Here is a 13250-nt window from a genome sequence, read left to right as displayed (position 1 = left end):
CGTCCCGGCCGGGTCTTTGCCGACCAGTGGCAAACTGGGGCCGACACCGCCCTACGAGACGCAGGAGTTGCTGCAGATGGCCATCGCCACCCCCGAGGTGTACGCCGAGATGATCGACCGGGCGAAGGCGGGCAAGTTCGCCTACCCGGCCGTCAACATCACGTCGTCCCAGACCGTCACCGCCGCGCTCCAGGGCTTCGCGGAGGCCGAGTCGGACGGCATCATCCAGGTCTCCGTCGGCGGCGCCGAGTACGCGTCCGGCTCGACCGTCAAGGACCGCGTCGCCGGTTCCCTCGCGCTCGCGGCGTACGCCGCCGAGGTCGCCAAGGGCTACGGCATCACCGTCGCGATCCACACCGACCACTGCGTCAAGAAGAACCTCGACTCGTGGGTCCGCCCGCTGCTCGCCATCGAGGCGGAGCAGGTCAAGGCCGGCAAGAACCCGACGTTCCAGTCGCACATGTTCGACGGCTCGGACATCCCGCTCGAGGAGAACCTCGTCATCGCCGCGGAGCTCCTCGAGCTCTCGCAGGCGGCCCGCACGATCCTCGAGATCGAGGTCGGCGTCGTCGGCGGCGAGGAGGACGGCCACGAGGCCGAGATCAACGAGAAGCTGTACACGACGGCCGAGGACGGTCTCGCGACGGTCCGCGCGCTCGGTGCCGGCGAGAAGGGCCGCTACCTGACGGCCCTCACGTTCGGCAACGTGCACGGCGTCTACAAGCCGGGTGCCGTCAAGCTGCGCCCGTCGATCCTCGCGGACATCCAGAAGGCCGTCGGCGCCGAGGTCGGCAAGGAGTCGCCGTTCGACCTCGTGTTCCACGGTGGCTCGGGCTCGACGGCCGAGGAGATCGCCGAGGCGGTCGACAACGGCGTCATCAAGATGAACATCGACACGGACACGCAGTACGCGTTCAGCCGCCCGGTCGCGGACCACTTCTTCCGCAACTACGACGGCGTGCTGAAGGTGGACGGCGAGGTCGGCAACAAGAAGGCGTACGACCCGCGCGCCTGGGGCAAGCTCGCCGAGGCGGGCATGGCCCAGCGCATCGTCGAGGCGGCCCAGCAGCTGCGCTCGGCGGGCCAGCGCCTGCGCTGAGCCGCACGGCGGTCCGCATGACCGTCCGGTGACGACGAAGGGCCCCGACCGCGAGGTCGGGGCCCTTCGTACGTGCCGGGTGGGGGCGGGTCTCAGCTCGGTGTGCCGCCCTCGGACGCGGCGTCGCCGACCGGCTGGAAGTCGCCCGTGTCGCCCTCCTCGACCACGTCGAGGAGCTCGCCGATCCGGGTCACCTCGAGCAGGAACCGCACGGTCGGCGGCACGCGCAGCAGGCGGACGCGGTGCTGGCTGCGGATCGACAGGCGCGCGAGGAACGCGACGCCCGAGGAGTCCATGAACGTGACGTGGTGGGCGTCGACCTCGATCGGCAGGCCGACGTGCTCCGCCTCCGCGGTGGCCTCCTGCAGCTCGGGACCGAGGTCGGCGTCGACCTCGCCGGACAGCACGATGCGTGTGCGGTCGGTGCCCACGATCACGTGCACAGCGCCGGGCTCTCCCACGACGCGTCCCGCCGCGTCGTCGGTCTCGGCCGACTCGTCGGGGATGCTGCTGTTACCGTCGCGCACGGTGCTCCTTCTGGTGTCGGCCGTCGAGCGTCCTCGCCGACAGCTCGACGACTCGTTCCGTTCGGCACGCTAGACGATCGGAGGTGGTGGTGGTCAACTCCCACGCGGATCCGCTGCCCGACGACGCCGTCGTCTCGCCACGCGGGACGATCGTGCCCGACGTCGGCCTGCAGGCCCGGGCGCTGTCCGCGACGGTCGTCCCGATGGGCCTGTTCGAGTCGCGCGACGGGGTCCTCTCGGTCGTCTGGGTGAACGAGGCGTTCGAGCGTGCGCTGGGCTACGGCGTCGACGGCGCGCAGCTGCTCGAGCCGTCCGTGCGGCAGGAGCTCGAGCGCGACCCGGTGCGCGCGTCGCAGCTCGCGGCGGCGCTCGCGGCGGCCCAGCCGTTCACGCCGACGTTCACCCTCGGCCGCGCGGACGGGACGCGGTTCGTGTGCGAGGTGCACCTGGCGCCCGTCCCGACCGACGACGGGTCCGCGCCAGTGCACTGGGTCGCGGCGTTCCAGGACATGACGGAGCGGCTGTCGCACGACGCGGAGCAGGCGGCGCTCGTCGAGGCGGAACGACGCGAACGACGCAGCCTCGGACTGATCGCGCAGGTGTCGGACCTGCTCATGGACGTCGACGACCCGCACTCGCTGCGGGAGATCGCGATGCTGCTGCGGCACGGCGTCGTGGCGTGGGCGGGCTTCTTCCTCAACGACCGCGGGCTGCGCGCGGCGGACGGCGTGGACGCGGCGCACCTGCCGACGGGCCGGGGGCACCGGCACGGCGACACGCGCGACGACGCGCGCGTCCGCCGGGACGCCCCGGACGCGGTGCAGCTGCTGCTGGACGGCGAGCGGGACCGCCCGGTCGAGGTGGACCTGGACGCCGCGTACCCCGACGGCAGCGCGTCGGGCTGGCTCGCGCATCACCTCGCGTCGGAGGCGTACCGGCAGGAGGGCGGCGCGGTGCTGCCGCAGGACCGGCGGGCCGTGGTGTACCCGGTGCCGGGCCGCCGGCGTGTGCTGGGCCTGCTCGTGGTGCTCCCGCGCGGGGGCGGCGGGCTGCGGGGCGTCGAGCCGTCGACCACCACCGTGCTCGAGCTCACGGCGCGCCGCGTCGGGCTCGTCGTCGACAACGCGCGTCTGTACGACCGCGAGCACCGGCTCGCGGAGACGCTGCAGCGCGCGATGCTGCCCCAGCAGGCCGAGGTCGAGGGGCTCGACGTCTGGACGTACTACGCGCCGAACTCCGAGAACGTGCAGGTCGGCGGCGACTGGTACGACGTGCTGCAGATCGCCCCGGACGTCGTCGGGGTCGTCATCGGCGACGTCGTCGGGCACGACGTCGAGGCGGCGGCCGCGATGGGCCAGCTGCGCTCCGTGGTGCGCTCGTACACGTTCGACATCACGACCCCGGGCCCGGTGCTGGAGCGCGTCGACCAGCTCGTCACGGGCATGCGCATCCCCCGTTCCGCGGGGCTCGTGCTGTCCACGCTCACGCGGCACGCGTCGGGCTGGCGCCTGGAGTACTCCCGCGCGGGCCACCTGCCGGTGCTGCACGTGCGCGGCGGGGTCGCGACGGAGCTGCGCGGCGCGGGCGGTGCGCTCATCGGCTTCGGGGGCAACGGCCGCTCGACGAGCACGGTCGAGCTCGCCGAGGGCGACGTCCTCGTCTACTACACCGACGGCCTGATCGAGCGGCGCGACCGCGGCCTGCGGGACGGGCTCGCGGCGCTGGCCGGCGTCGCGTCGCGCGTGACGGCCCGCGACGCCGCGGGGATCGGCGAGGAGCTGCTGTCGCGGCTCGCGGACCACCCGGAGGACGACGTCGCCGTCGTCGTCGTGCGCGTCCCCGACCCGCGCGACCACCTGGAGCGGGCGCGCAGCCCCCGCCGCCGCCGCTGGTCTCTGCCGAACGAGCCCGGGTCGATCGGCCGTGCCCGGCACGCCGTCGTGCGGACATGCCAGGCGTGGGAGATCCCGGACGCGGCCAACGCCGAGCTCGTCGTCTCCGAGCTCGTCGCGAACGCGGTGCTGCACGGGTACGGCCACGTGTCGCTGCAGCTGTACGACACGGGCGACGGGCTGCGCATCGAGGTCGAGGACGGCAACCCGGCCCCGCCCGTGACGACGGACGGGCACCCGGGCCGCGTCGGCGGGTTCGGCATGCAGATCGTCGAGCGGCTCGCGGACTGGGGCTGGCGGCAGTCGCGCGGCGGCAAGCTGGTGTGGGCGAAGGTCCGCCCGGGCGCGCTGCCGCCGACGGGCCGCGGCTGACGGAGGTCCGACCGACCGGGGCGACCGGGCGCCGGCGCCGGGCGTTGCTCGGCGCCGGGGGCGCGGGCCGGCTCAGTGCGGGGCGGGCGCCCCGTCGGGCTCGACGAGCCCGGGACCGGCTGCGGCGGGCGCGCACCGGTGGTCGCCGTCGACGCGGAACAGGTCCATCGCGCCGCAGATCTCGATGACGAACAGGTCGCGTGCGTCGGCGCCGCGCAGCACCGTCGCGCCGCCGCGCTTGCGGCTCGCGTCGGCGAGCGAGATGAGGAACGCCGCGCCCGTGGAGTCCATGAACGTCACACCGCACATGTCGATGACGAGCAGCTGACGGCGCAGGCCGACGACGCGGGCCGCCACCTCGGGGAACTGGTCGCGTTCCGCGAGGTCGAGGTCGCCGGTGATGACGAGCGTGGTCGTCGTCGGCGACGTGGAGATCTCGATCATGAGTCCACCGGGGTCGAGGGGGAGACCCAGCTCCTGCGGGGCGCCGGGCGGGGGTCCGGCGGCTCGACTGTAGTTGCGCTCTCATCGACCCGCATCCGGGACGGTGGTGCTCCGAGCCGCGGTCGCCCGGACGGGCGACGCCGGCCCCGGAGTCGGGGGAGAGACGTCGGCCCGGCGGTCGGGGAGACTGGTCCGCATGAGCCACGAGAACCTGCTCGACGGTCCCGCCCCGACCCTCCTGCCCGCCGAGGGGCCCGACGCGGACGCCCGTGCGGCGCTCACCGGCGGGACCCCGGCGCGCGACGTGGTGGCGCTCGCCCCCGCGTCGTCGCTCGTGTGGGCGCTGCTCGCGGAGCGTGCGCTCGCCGACGACGGCGACCCGGTTGCGGCGTACGCGTACGCGCGGACCGGCTACCACCGCGGCCTGGACGCGCTGCGGCGCGCGGGCTGGCGCGGCCGTGGGCCGGTCCCGGCGGACCACGCCCCGAACCAGGGCTTCCTGCGGGCGCTCCTCGCGCTCGCGGAGGCGGCGGACGCGATCGGCGAGACCGAGGAGGCGCAGCGCTGCGAGCAGTTCCTCGCCGACTCGGGCACGTCGGCGCAGGAGGTCGCGGGGCTCCGCTGACGACCACGGCCATGACCGTCCCTTGACCGTCCGGTACCCTCTCGGAGGTACCGGGTCACTGCCGCCCGTGCCCGGGGCCACAGGCAAGCGCCGCGTCGATCTCGGCCGGTCTCCGCCGTGCAGCCCCGCACCGCAGGCAGGTAGGAGTGGTGACAGATGCCTGCAGTGGTGGTGCTCGGCGCCCAGTGGGGCGACGAGGGCAAGGGCAAGGCGACCGACCAGCTCGGCTCCCGGACCGACTACGTGGTGAAGTTCAACGGCGGCAACAACGCCGGCCACACGGTCGTCGTGGGCGGCGAGAAGTACGCGCTGCACCTGCTCCCGTCCGGCATCCTGTCGCCCGGTGTCGTCCCGGTCATCGGCAACGGCGTCGTCATCGACCTCGAGGTCCTGTTCCGCGAGATCGACGCGCTCGAGGCCCGGGGCGTGGACACCTCCCGCCTGCTCGTCTCGTCGGCCGCGCACGTCATCGCGCCGTACAACCGCACGCTCGACAAGGTCACGGAGCGATTCCTCGGCAGCCGCCGGATCGGCACCACGGGCCGCGGCATCGGCCCCACCTACGCGGACAAGATCAACCGCATCGGCGTGCGCGTGCAGGACCTGTTCGACGAGAAGATCCTGCGGCAGAAGGTCGAGGGCGCTCTCGACCAGAAGAACCACCTGCTCGTGAAGGTCTACAACCGCCGCGCGATCACGGTCGACGAGACCGTCGAGGAGCTGCTGCGGTACGCGGACCGCGTCCGCCCGTTCGTCGCCGACACGCCCCTGGTGCTCAACCAGGCGCTCGACGCGGGCAAGACGCTCGTGTTCGAGGCGGGCCAGGCGACGATGCTCGACATCGACCACGGCACCTACCCGTTCGTGACGTCGTCGTCCGCGACGGCGGGCGGTGCGTGCACGGGGTCGGGCGTGGGTCCGACCCGCATCGACCGCGTCGTGGCGGTCGCGAAGGCGTACACGACGCGCGTCGGCGAGGGTCCCTTCCCGACCGAGCTCGACGACGCGGACGGCGAGTGGCTGCGGCAGACGGGCGGCGAGTTCGGCACGACGACCGGCCGCCCCCGTCGGACGGGCTGGTACGACGCGGTCGTGGTCCGGTACGCGGCGCGCGTGAACGGCCTGACGGACCTCGTCCTGACGAAGCTCGACGTGCTCACGGGCCGCGACCGCATCCCGGTCGCCGTGGCGTACGACGTGGACGGCACGCGCTTCGACGAGATGCCGTTCGACCAGACGGACTTCCACCACGCGAAGCCGGTCTACGAGTACCTCGACGGCTGGACCGAGGACATCTCGGGCGCGCGCGAGTTCGACGACCTGCCCGCCGCGGCGCAGCGCTACGTGCTGCGCCTGGAGGAGATCAGCGGCACGCGGATCTCCTCGATCGGCGTCGGCCCGGGCCGTGAGGCGACGATCGTCCGGCATGACCTCCTCGCCTGAGGTTCACCCGCAGGAGTGACGCCGACGTCGGTCCCGGACGCCTGTCCAGCACCGACGTCGGCCCCGCGGGGCGCGGCGCGCTGATCGCATTGTGAGATGTCGGCGCGCTCTGCCATGCTCCGCGCCGTGGACGCTGCCGCCTGGGACACCCCCGCCGCCTACGTGATGCTGGGCGCGCTCGTCGTCGTCGTCGGCGGCATGGCCGTCGCGGGGATCGCGAGCACGCCGGCCTACCGCCTCCTCGGGATGTCCGCCGACGGCCCGTGGTGGTTCTCCCCGCGGGGGGGCAAGACGCAGGGCGTCGTCGTGGCATACCTCGGCCTCGTCGTCGCCGTCGCCGCGCTCGCGTTCGTCGTGGTCGACGCGTACACCGCCGCACGCTTCGCCTGGACGGCGTGCTGGACCACCGCCGCCGTCGTCTTCGCCCTCACCGTCACGCGCGCGGGCAAGCTCGTGCTGCGGCTCGCGACGGGCGGGCTGGTCGTGCTGGCCGACCCGCTGCCGGGCGACTACGTCGAGGCCGACGACGCGCTCGACGACGTCGACCTGCGGGCTGCCCGCGACGCCGCGGCCGCCGGCGACTGGCGCCCGGCCGCGCACCTGCTGGCTGCGACCCTCGACCCCGACGCCCGGCACGACCGCGTCTGCGAGCTCGCCGCTCTCGCGTCGCGTCGCGGCCGCTGGCTCGACGCCTGGCTCCAGGAGGAGCCGTCGAACCCGCACGCGCTCGCCTGCCGGGTCGCGGCCGGCGTGGAGCGGGCGTGGACGCTGCGCGGGACGGACTTCGAGGCGCGGAACGTCCCCGACTTCCTCGCCGTGCTCGAGGACACCGACGCGGACGCCGACACGGCGCTCGTCGTGAGTCCCCGCGACGCGTCGGTCCTGGCGTCCCGGCTGACCGTCGCGCGTGGCCTCCAGCTCGGCGTCGTCGAGCACGAGCGGCGCCTCGCGCAGCTGCTCGCCGTCGCGCCGCACCACCGCGGCGGGCTGTCGGCGGCGCTGCAGTTCAAGGCCGCGAAGTGGTTCGGGTCGTCCGAGGAGATGCTGCGGTTCGCGCGCGCCGAGTCCGCGGCGGCTCCGGCCGGCCACGCGACGAACCTGCTGGTCGTCGTCGCCCTGCTGGAGGAGGGGTGGGCGCGCGGCCAGAGCCAGAGCTTCCTGCACCGCCGGGAGGTCCGGGACGAGATCGTCGCGGCCGCGAACCGATGGCTCGGGGGCGGCCCGTCGCCGGTCGGCCGGGCCTGGGGGCACAACCTGCTCGCCTACGCGTTCTGGTTCGCGGACCTCCCGCAGGAGGCCGCCCCGCACCTCGCCGAGACGCACCGCCACCTGTCGACGTGGCCGTGGCACGACGACGCCCGCGAGGTGCACGCCCAGGTCAGGGCGTGGGCGCGCGAGCGCCTGGGGGCATCGGCCGGAATCTGACGCGCCGGCGCGCCCGCACCCGGCGTGGGCTCACGGCGTCGGACGCCTGCCGCGCGGGTCCGCGCCGCGGTACGGTCCGCCCGATGCCTGCCGACGATCCCGCCCCGAGCGCGACCGACGACACGCGCGTGCTCGACGTGCGGTACGCGACGAGGAACCGGGCCGCGCGCGCCGGCGCCGTCGCCGGGCGCCTCGTGCTCGCGGGCGGGGTGCTGCGCTACGACGACGGCGCCGACCCCCGCCGGTCCTTCGTGGCTCCGGTCGGTGCCGGACGGGGTGCGGCCGCGGAGCTGGTGCACGTGCACTCGTCGCTGTTCCTGTCGACGGGTTCCGCGCCCGACCCGCAGTGGGAGTGCGTGCTGGTGCTGGACGGCGCGGGTGCGGTGGTCGGTCAGGTCGGGGGCTGGTCGCCGCGGGTCGCGAGCCCGCTCGAGCTCGACCCGGCCCGGCTGCGGTCGTTCGGTCGCCGCGCGGGCCTGGACCTCCGGTACGAGCGGGGCCCGGCCTCGGTGCTGCGCTCCCGGTACCCGGCCGCACGGTTCGGCGGTCTGCGCGTGATGGAGGCGATGGCGACCGTCCTGGGTCCGCTCTTCGCGGGTGTGGGCGGCGTGCTCGTCGCGGTGGTGGTGCAGGAGCCCTCGTGGTTCGGGCTCGTGCTGGGCGTGCTGGGCGTGGTGACGGTCGTGACCGGGCTCGGCCTGGTCCCCGCGCTCCAGCGCCTCACCCTCCGGGTGGCATCCCGGAGGGTGGGCCGGCACCGGCAGTCGGACGACGGCTGACGCGTACCGACCGAGCGGCGACGGCACCCGCCCCTTCCCGTGGCCGGGTGCCGCCGGTCCCTCGCACCGTCAGGCGGCCGCCTCCGCGACGGGGCGCGCGTCGCGGTCGGCGGTGCCGGGGACGGGGTCGCCCGCCGCCGCCAGGAGGGCCGCCTCGGCGGCGTCGACGGTGCGCTGGCGGACGACCGCCATCGAGCCGAGCGTCGCGAGGACGGCGAGCGTGGTGCCGCCGACGAAGACCGCCTCCAGGCCCCACGTCTCGGCGACGAACCCGGCGAGGAGCGCGCCGACCGGCATGAGCCCGTACCCGAGGGTGCGGCCCGCGCCGCCGACGCGACCGAGCAGGGTCGCGGGGACGATCCGCTGGCGCATCGACATCGAGATGACGTTGCCGATCGTGTTGGTGAGGCCGAGCAGGAGCAGCGTGACGGCGACGGCGCCGACGCTGCGCACGAGGACGGGGACGATCAGCAGAAGGCTGTTCGCGAGCCAGCAGCCGAGCATGAGGCGGACCTCGCCGACGTGCCGCGTGACGGGCTCGGCGACGACCGAGCCGACCACCGCGCCGACGGCGAGCGTGGCGGCGAGCAGCGTGTAGTGCTCGGCGCGCATCCCGAGCGCGGAGCCGGGGCCGACGGCCCACAGGACGAAGACCGCGAAGTAGCCGGTGCTGGCCATGTTCATGAGCGAGCCCGAGAGCAGGAGCGGGCCGAGCACGCGGTGCCTCGCCAGGAACGTGATGCCCTCGACGACCTCGCGGCCGGCGCGCTTGCGCTCGGTCTGCTCGTGCCGGTACCGCCCGGGGATGCCGCGCCACAGCAGGACGGCGGACGCGACGGCGAGCGCGGCGGGCACGCCGAACACCCAGCCCGTGCCGAGCGTGAGGACCGCGCCCGCGACGGGTGCGCCGACGAACGAGTTGGTGACCGTCTGGACCGCGAGCGTGCGGCCGTTGGCGGCGCCGAGCCGGGAGCGGGGGACGAGGTCGGGCACGAGCGCGCCGGCGGCGAGGTCGGCGAACACCTCGGTCGCGCCGTAGACGAGCGCGACGACGACGAGCGCGGTCATGGTGAGCCGGTCGGTCGCGATCAGGCCGACGGCGGCGGCGAGCACGGCGGCGCGGACGGTCATGGCGACGACCTGCACGACGCGGCGGTCCTGCCGGTCGACGAGGACGCCCGCGACGAGCCCGAGCAGCAACCAGGGGAGCCAGGCCGCGGCGGTGACGAGCGCGATCTGCCCGGGCGAGCGGGTGAGGGTGAGGGCGACGAGCGGGACGCCCATGCCGAGGACGCCGTCGGCGAGGTTGGCGGCGCCCGTGGCGCCGAGAGCTGCGGTGAACCGGCGGCCGAGCGGCTCGACGGGGTTCGCGTCGGCGGGGGAGTGCTGCGTGCTCATCGGGCGCCCCTAGGATCGAAGAGGAAGTTCTGCAAAGGTCTCTTTGCAGAGAAGACTTTGCAAAGGTAACTCTGCATATGGCCGAGCGCAAGACCCCCGACGACGCCGACGCGCCCCTGTCGGTGTTCGCCGAGCGTCCGATCACGCCCGAGGCGCTCAAGGCCCTCGCGCACCCGCTGCGGATCGCGATGTACAACCTGCTCGGCGAGGTCGGGCCGTCGACCGCGAGCCGGCTCGGGCGGCTCCTCGGCGAGAGCAGCGGCCAGACGAGCTACCACCTGCGCCAGCTCGAGCGGTACGGCTTCGTCGAGGACGACCCCGAGCACACCGGCGGCCGCGAGCGGTGGTGGCGGCCCGTCGGGTTCAGCATCGACGGCCGCGCGATGCTCGAGGACCCCGCGACCGCGCCCGCCGCTCGCGTCATGCTCCAGTCCGTCGTCGCCGACCGCGCCGACGTCCTCACGCGCTGGATGACCGGCCCGCGCGAGCCCGAGTGGGACGACGCACAGATCAACGACCGCATCACGACCGACTTCACGCCCGCCGAGGCGCACGACGTCATCGCCGCCCTGCAGCACGTCGTCGAGGAGCACATCCAGGCCGCCAAGGCGCGCAAGGCCGCCGGGGAGACCGAGGGCCGCCGGCGCTACCGCATCTACCTCGACGGCCTCCCGCTGCCCGCCGACGAGCCCGGCCAGCCGGCGGGCTGACACGCGCGCGGCCCGGGCCGGGCCGCCCGCCCAGCCGTCGACGGTGCCGGCCTCGCCCGCACCGACCGCTCGACGGACGGTCGGCCGGCGCGCGCGGGCGGCTCGGTAGGCTCGGCGCCCGTGAAGATCCTCGTCGTCGGCACCGGTGCCCGTGAGCACGCCCTCGTCCGTGCGCTCTCCCTCGACCCGGCCGTCACCGCGCTGCACGCGGCGCCCGGCAACCCCGGCATCGGCACGCTCGCGACGCTGCACGCCGTCGACCAGCTCGACGGCGCCGCCGTCGCCGCGCTCGCGCGCGAGGTCGAGGCGGACCTCGTGGTCGTGGGACCCGAGGCCCCGCTCGTCGCGGGCGTCGCGGACGCCGTGCGTGCGGCCGGGATCCCCGTCTTCGGGCCGTCGGGCGCGGCCGCCCGGCTCGAGGGGTCCAAGGCGTTCGCGAAGGAGGTCATGGCCGCCGCGGGCGTGCCGACCGCCGAGCCGCGCGTCGCGTCGACCGTCGCCGAGGTGGAGGCCGCGCTCGACGCGTTCGGCCCGCCCTACGTCGTCAAGGAGGACGGGCTCGCCGCGGGCAAGGGCGTCGTCGTCACCCAGGACCGCGCCGTCGCCCTCGAGCACGGGCGTGCGTGCGTCGAGAAGGAGGGCGGCCGCGTGGTCGTCGAGGAGTACCTCGACGGTCCCGAGGTGTCGCTGTTCGTCCTCACCGACGGCACCGCGGTCGTCCCGCTCGTCCCGGCGCAGGACTTCAAGCGAGCGCTCGACGGCGACGCAGGCCCCAACACGGGCGGCATGGGCGCCTACTCGCCGCTGCCGTGGGCGCCCGAGGGGCTCGTCGAGGAGGTCGTCGAGCGCGTCGCGCGGCCGACGGTCGACCAGATGGCACGCCGGGGCACGCCGTTCGTCGGCGTCCTGTACTGCGGCCTCGCGCTGACCTCGACGGGGGTGCGTGTCGTCGAGTTCAACGCGCGGTTCGGCGACCCCGAGACGCAGGTCGTGCTCGCGCGCCTCGCGACGCCGCTCGCGGGCGTCCTGCTCGCCGCGGCGACCGGCACTCTCGGGGCGCTCCCGCCGCTGCAGTGGCGCGACGACGCGGCCGTGACGGTCGTCGTCGCGTCGCACGGCTACCCGGGCACCGTCCGCAGCGGGGACCCGATCACGGGGATCGACGACGCCGAGGCGCTGCCGGGCGTGCACGTCCTGCACGCGGGCACCGCGCTCCGGCAGAACCCCGCGGGCGACGACGACGCCGCGCTCGACGGCGCGCACCTCGTCTCCGCGGGCGGTCGCGTCCTGTCGGTCGTGGGCGTCGGTCCGGACCTGGCCGCGGCGCGCGCCGCCGCGTACGCGGGTGTCGCGCAGGTCGAGCTCCCGGGGTCCCACCACCGCACCGACATCGCCGCGGCCGTCGCCGCGGGCTGAGCCGGCAGGACGCCTGGTGGACGGGGTGCACGGGCGCGGGCCGGCGCGCGGCAGACTGTGCCGGTGACCGCCGACGCGACCGCGACGACCCTGCCCGGCTGGGCGCACACGTACTCGGGGAAGGTCCGCGACCTCTACGCGCCGGACGGCACCGAGGCGGGCGCCGCGATCCGGGCGGAGCACGGCGACGTCGTGCTCGTCGTCGCGAGCGACCGGGTGTCGGCCTACGACCACGTGCTGCAGCCGGGCATCCCCGACAAGGGCGTGGTGCTCACGCAGCTCAGCCTGTGGTGGTTCGAGCAGCTCGCGGACCTCGTGCCGAACCACGTCGTCTCGACCGACGTGCCCGCCGCCGTCGCGGGCCGCGCGATGGTGTGCCGCCGCCTGTCGATGTTCCCGGTCGAGTGCGTCGCGCGCGGCTACCTGACCGGCTCCGGCCTCGTGGAGTACCGGGCGTCGGGCGAGGTCACGGGCATCCCGCTGCCCGCGGGGCTCGTCGACGGGTCGCGGCTGCCGGAGCCGATCTTCACGCCGGCCACCAAGGCGGAGCTCGGCGAGCACGACGAGAACGTGCCGTTCTCCACGGTCGTGGCCCAGCTCGGGCAGGACGCGGCGACGACGCTGCGCGACCTGACGCTCGCCGTGTACGCGCGGGCCGAGGCGATCGCGCGCGAGCGCGGCGTGATCCTCGCGGACACCAAGCTCGAGTTCGGCACGGACCCCACGACGGGCGCGGTGACGCTCGGCGACGAGGTGCTGACCCCCGACTCGTCGCGGTTCTGGCCGGCCGACTCGTGGGAGCCGGGCCGCGCGCAGCCGAGCTTCGACAAGCAGTTCGTGCGCGACTGGCTGACGTCGCCCGCGTCGGGGTGGGACCGCGCGTCGGACGTCCCGCCGCCCGCGCTGCCTGCGGACGTCGTGGCGCGCACACGCGCGCGGTACCTGGAGGCATACGAGCGGCTGACGGGCGCACCGCTGCCGCTCTGACGCCCGCCCCGCCGGCCGCGTGCGGGCCCGGCCGGGCACGCGTCGCGGCCTGCACCGAGCGGTGCTCGGTGTGAGCAGGGCGACAGGATGCGCCCGTTCAACCGGCCGGATGCTGAGGTTAGGCTTGCCTCAT

At 75.0% G+C, this 13250-nt stretch carries 12 protein-coding genes; 9 read left to right on the top strand and 3 right to left on the bottom strand.

The features are described from left to right. Nucleotides 1-70 precede the first annotated feature (70 nt). Nucleotides 71-1099: a class II fructose-bisphosphate aldolase gene (gene fbaA / locus CELF_RS16365; protein WP_269471699.1), complete on the top strand. Its 1029-nt coding sequence runs from the start codon at nt 71-73 to the stop codon at nt 1097-1099. Nucleotides 1100-1191: 92 nt separating this feature from the next. Here fbaA and CELF_RS16360 read toward each other — a convergent pair whose 3' ends face one another. Further along, nucleotides 1192-1626, bottom strand: a complete 435-nt coding sequence (locus CELF_RS16360; protein ID WP_013772378.1) for an STAS domain-containing protein — start codon at nt 1624-1626, stop codon at nt 1192-1194. Nucleotides 1627-1715: 89 nt separating this feature from the next. On the opposite strand from CELF_RS16360, the gene CELF_RS16355 reads away from it, so the two are divergent. Then, nucleotides 1716-3890 carry an ATP-binding SpoIIE family protein phosphatase gene (locus CELF_RS16355; protein ID WP_013772377.1) on the top strand — a complete coding sequence of 725 codons (2175 nt, stop codon included), beginning with the start codon at nt 1716-1718 and terminating at the stop codon, nt 3888-3890. 72 nt (nt 3891-3962) lie between these two features. Here the strand turns inward: CELF_RS16355 and CELF_RS16350 are convergent, their stop codons facing one another. Beyond that, entirely contained in the window at nt 3963-4334 is a 372-nt protein-coding gene (locus CELF_RS16350) for an STAS domain-containing protein (RefSeq protein WP_013772376.1), read from the bottom strand. Nucleotides 4335-4530: 196 nt separating this feature from the next. Between CELF_RS16350 and CELF_RS16345 the strand changes: the two genes are divergently transcribed. The 4 genes from CELF_RS16345 to CELF_RS16330 all read left to right on the top strand — a co-directional run bounded on the left by CELF_RS16345 (nt 4531) and on the right by CELF_RS16330 (nt 8606). Continuing rightward, nucleotides 4531-4959: a DUF3151 domain-containing protein gene (locus CELF_RS16345; RefSeq protein ID WP_013772375.1), complete on the top strand. Its 429-nt coding sequence runs from the start codon at nt 4531-4533 to the stop codon at nt 4957-4959. A 156-nt stretch (nt 4960-5115) separates the two neighbouring features. Beyond that, nucleotides 5116-6402 carry an adenylosuccinate synthase gene (locus CELF_RS16340; RefSeq protein WP_013772374.1) on the top strand — a complete coding sequence of 429 codons (1287 nt, stop codon included), beginning with the start codon at nt 5116-5118 and terminating at the stop codon, nt 6400-6402. Nucleotides 6403-6528: 126 nt separating this feature from the next. Next, a complete protein-coding gene (locus tag CELF_RS16335) occupies nt 6529-7827 on the top strand; it encodes a hypothetical protein (protein WP_126297865.1) in 1299 nt (432 codons plus the stop codon). A gap of 83 nt (nt 7828-7910) precedes the next feature. Further along, entirely contained in the window at nt 7911-8606 is a 696-nt protein-coding gene (locus CELF_RS16330; protein WP_013772372.1) for a hypothetical protein, read from the top strand. A gap of 69 nt (nt 8607-8675) precedes the next feature. Here the strand turns inward: CELF_RS16330 and CELF_RS16325 are convergent, their stop codons facing one another. Beyond that, nucleotides 8676-10004: an MFS transporter gene (locus CELF_RS16325; RefSeq protein WP_013772371.1), complete on the bottom strand. Its 1329-nt coding sequence runs from the start codon at nt 10002-10004 to the stop codon at nt 8676-8678. 77 nt (nt 10005-10081) lie between these two features. On the opposite strand from CELF_RS16325, the gene CELF_RS16320 reads away from it, so the two are divergent. From CELF_RS16320 to CELF_RS21245, 3 genes are all read left to right on the top strand, one after another. Then, nucleotides 10082-10714: an ArsR/SmtB family transcription factor gene (locus CELF_RS16320; protein WP_013772370.1), complete on the top strand. Its 633-nt coding sequence runs from the start codon at nt 10082-10084 to the stop codon at nt 10712-10714. Nucleotides 10715-10834: 120 nt separating this feature from the next. After that, on the top strand, nt 10835-12130 hold the full coding sequence (gene purD / locus CELF_RS21250) for a phosphoribosylamine--glycine ligase (protein ID WP_013772369.1): 1296 nt from the start codon (nt 10835-10837) through the stop codon (nt 12128-12130). Nucleotides 12131-12187: 57 nt separating this feature from the next. After that, nucleotides 12188-13117 (top strand): phosphoribosylaminoimidazolesuccinocarboxamide synthase, encoded by a 930-nt coding sequence (locus CELF_RS21245; RefSeq protein ID WP_013772368.1) that lies wholly within the window; start codon nt 12188-12190, stop codon nt 13115-13117. Nucleotides 13118-13250: the final 133 nt, after the last annotated feature.

Origin of the sequence: Cellulomonas fimi ATCC 484, assembly GCF_000212695.1 — a bacterium.
GTDB classification, from domain to species: domain Bacteria; phylum Actinomycetota; class Actinomycetes; order Actinomycetales; family Cellulomonadaceae; genus Cellulomonas; species Cellulomonas fimi.
Note: the sequence above shows the minus strand (reverse complement) of the source record. Positions and strands in the feature narration are given on the sequence as shown.

Coding starts and splice junctions, on each gene's coding strand:
- CELF_RS16350 (WP_013772376.1), bottom strand. CDS start 4,334: ATGATCGAGATCTCCACGTCGCCGACGACGACCACGCTCGTCATCACC.
- CELF_RS16345 (WP_013772375.1), top strand. CDS start 4,531: ATGAGCCACGAGAACCTGCTCGACGGTCCCGCCCCGACCCTCCTGCCC.
- CELF_RS16340 (WP_013772374.1), top strand. CDS start 5,116: ATGCCTGCAGTGGTGGTGCTCGGCGCCCAGTGGGGCGACGAGGGCAAG.
- CELF_RS16330 (WP_013772372.1), top strand. CDS start 7,911: ATGCCTGCCGACGATCCCGCCCCGAGCGCGACCGACGACACGCGCGTG.
- CELF_RS16325 (WP_013772371.1), bottom strand. CDS start 10,004: ATGAGCACGCAGCACTCCCCCGCCGACGCGAACCCCGTCGAGCCGCTC.
- CELF_RS16320 (WP_013772370.1), top strand. CDS start 10,082: ATGGCCGAGCGCAAGACCCCCGACGACGCCGACGCGCCCCTGTCGGTG.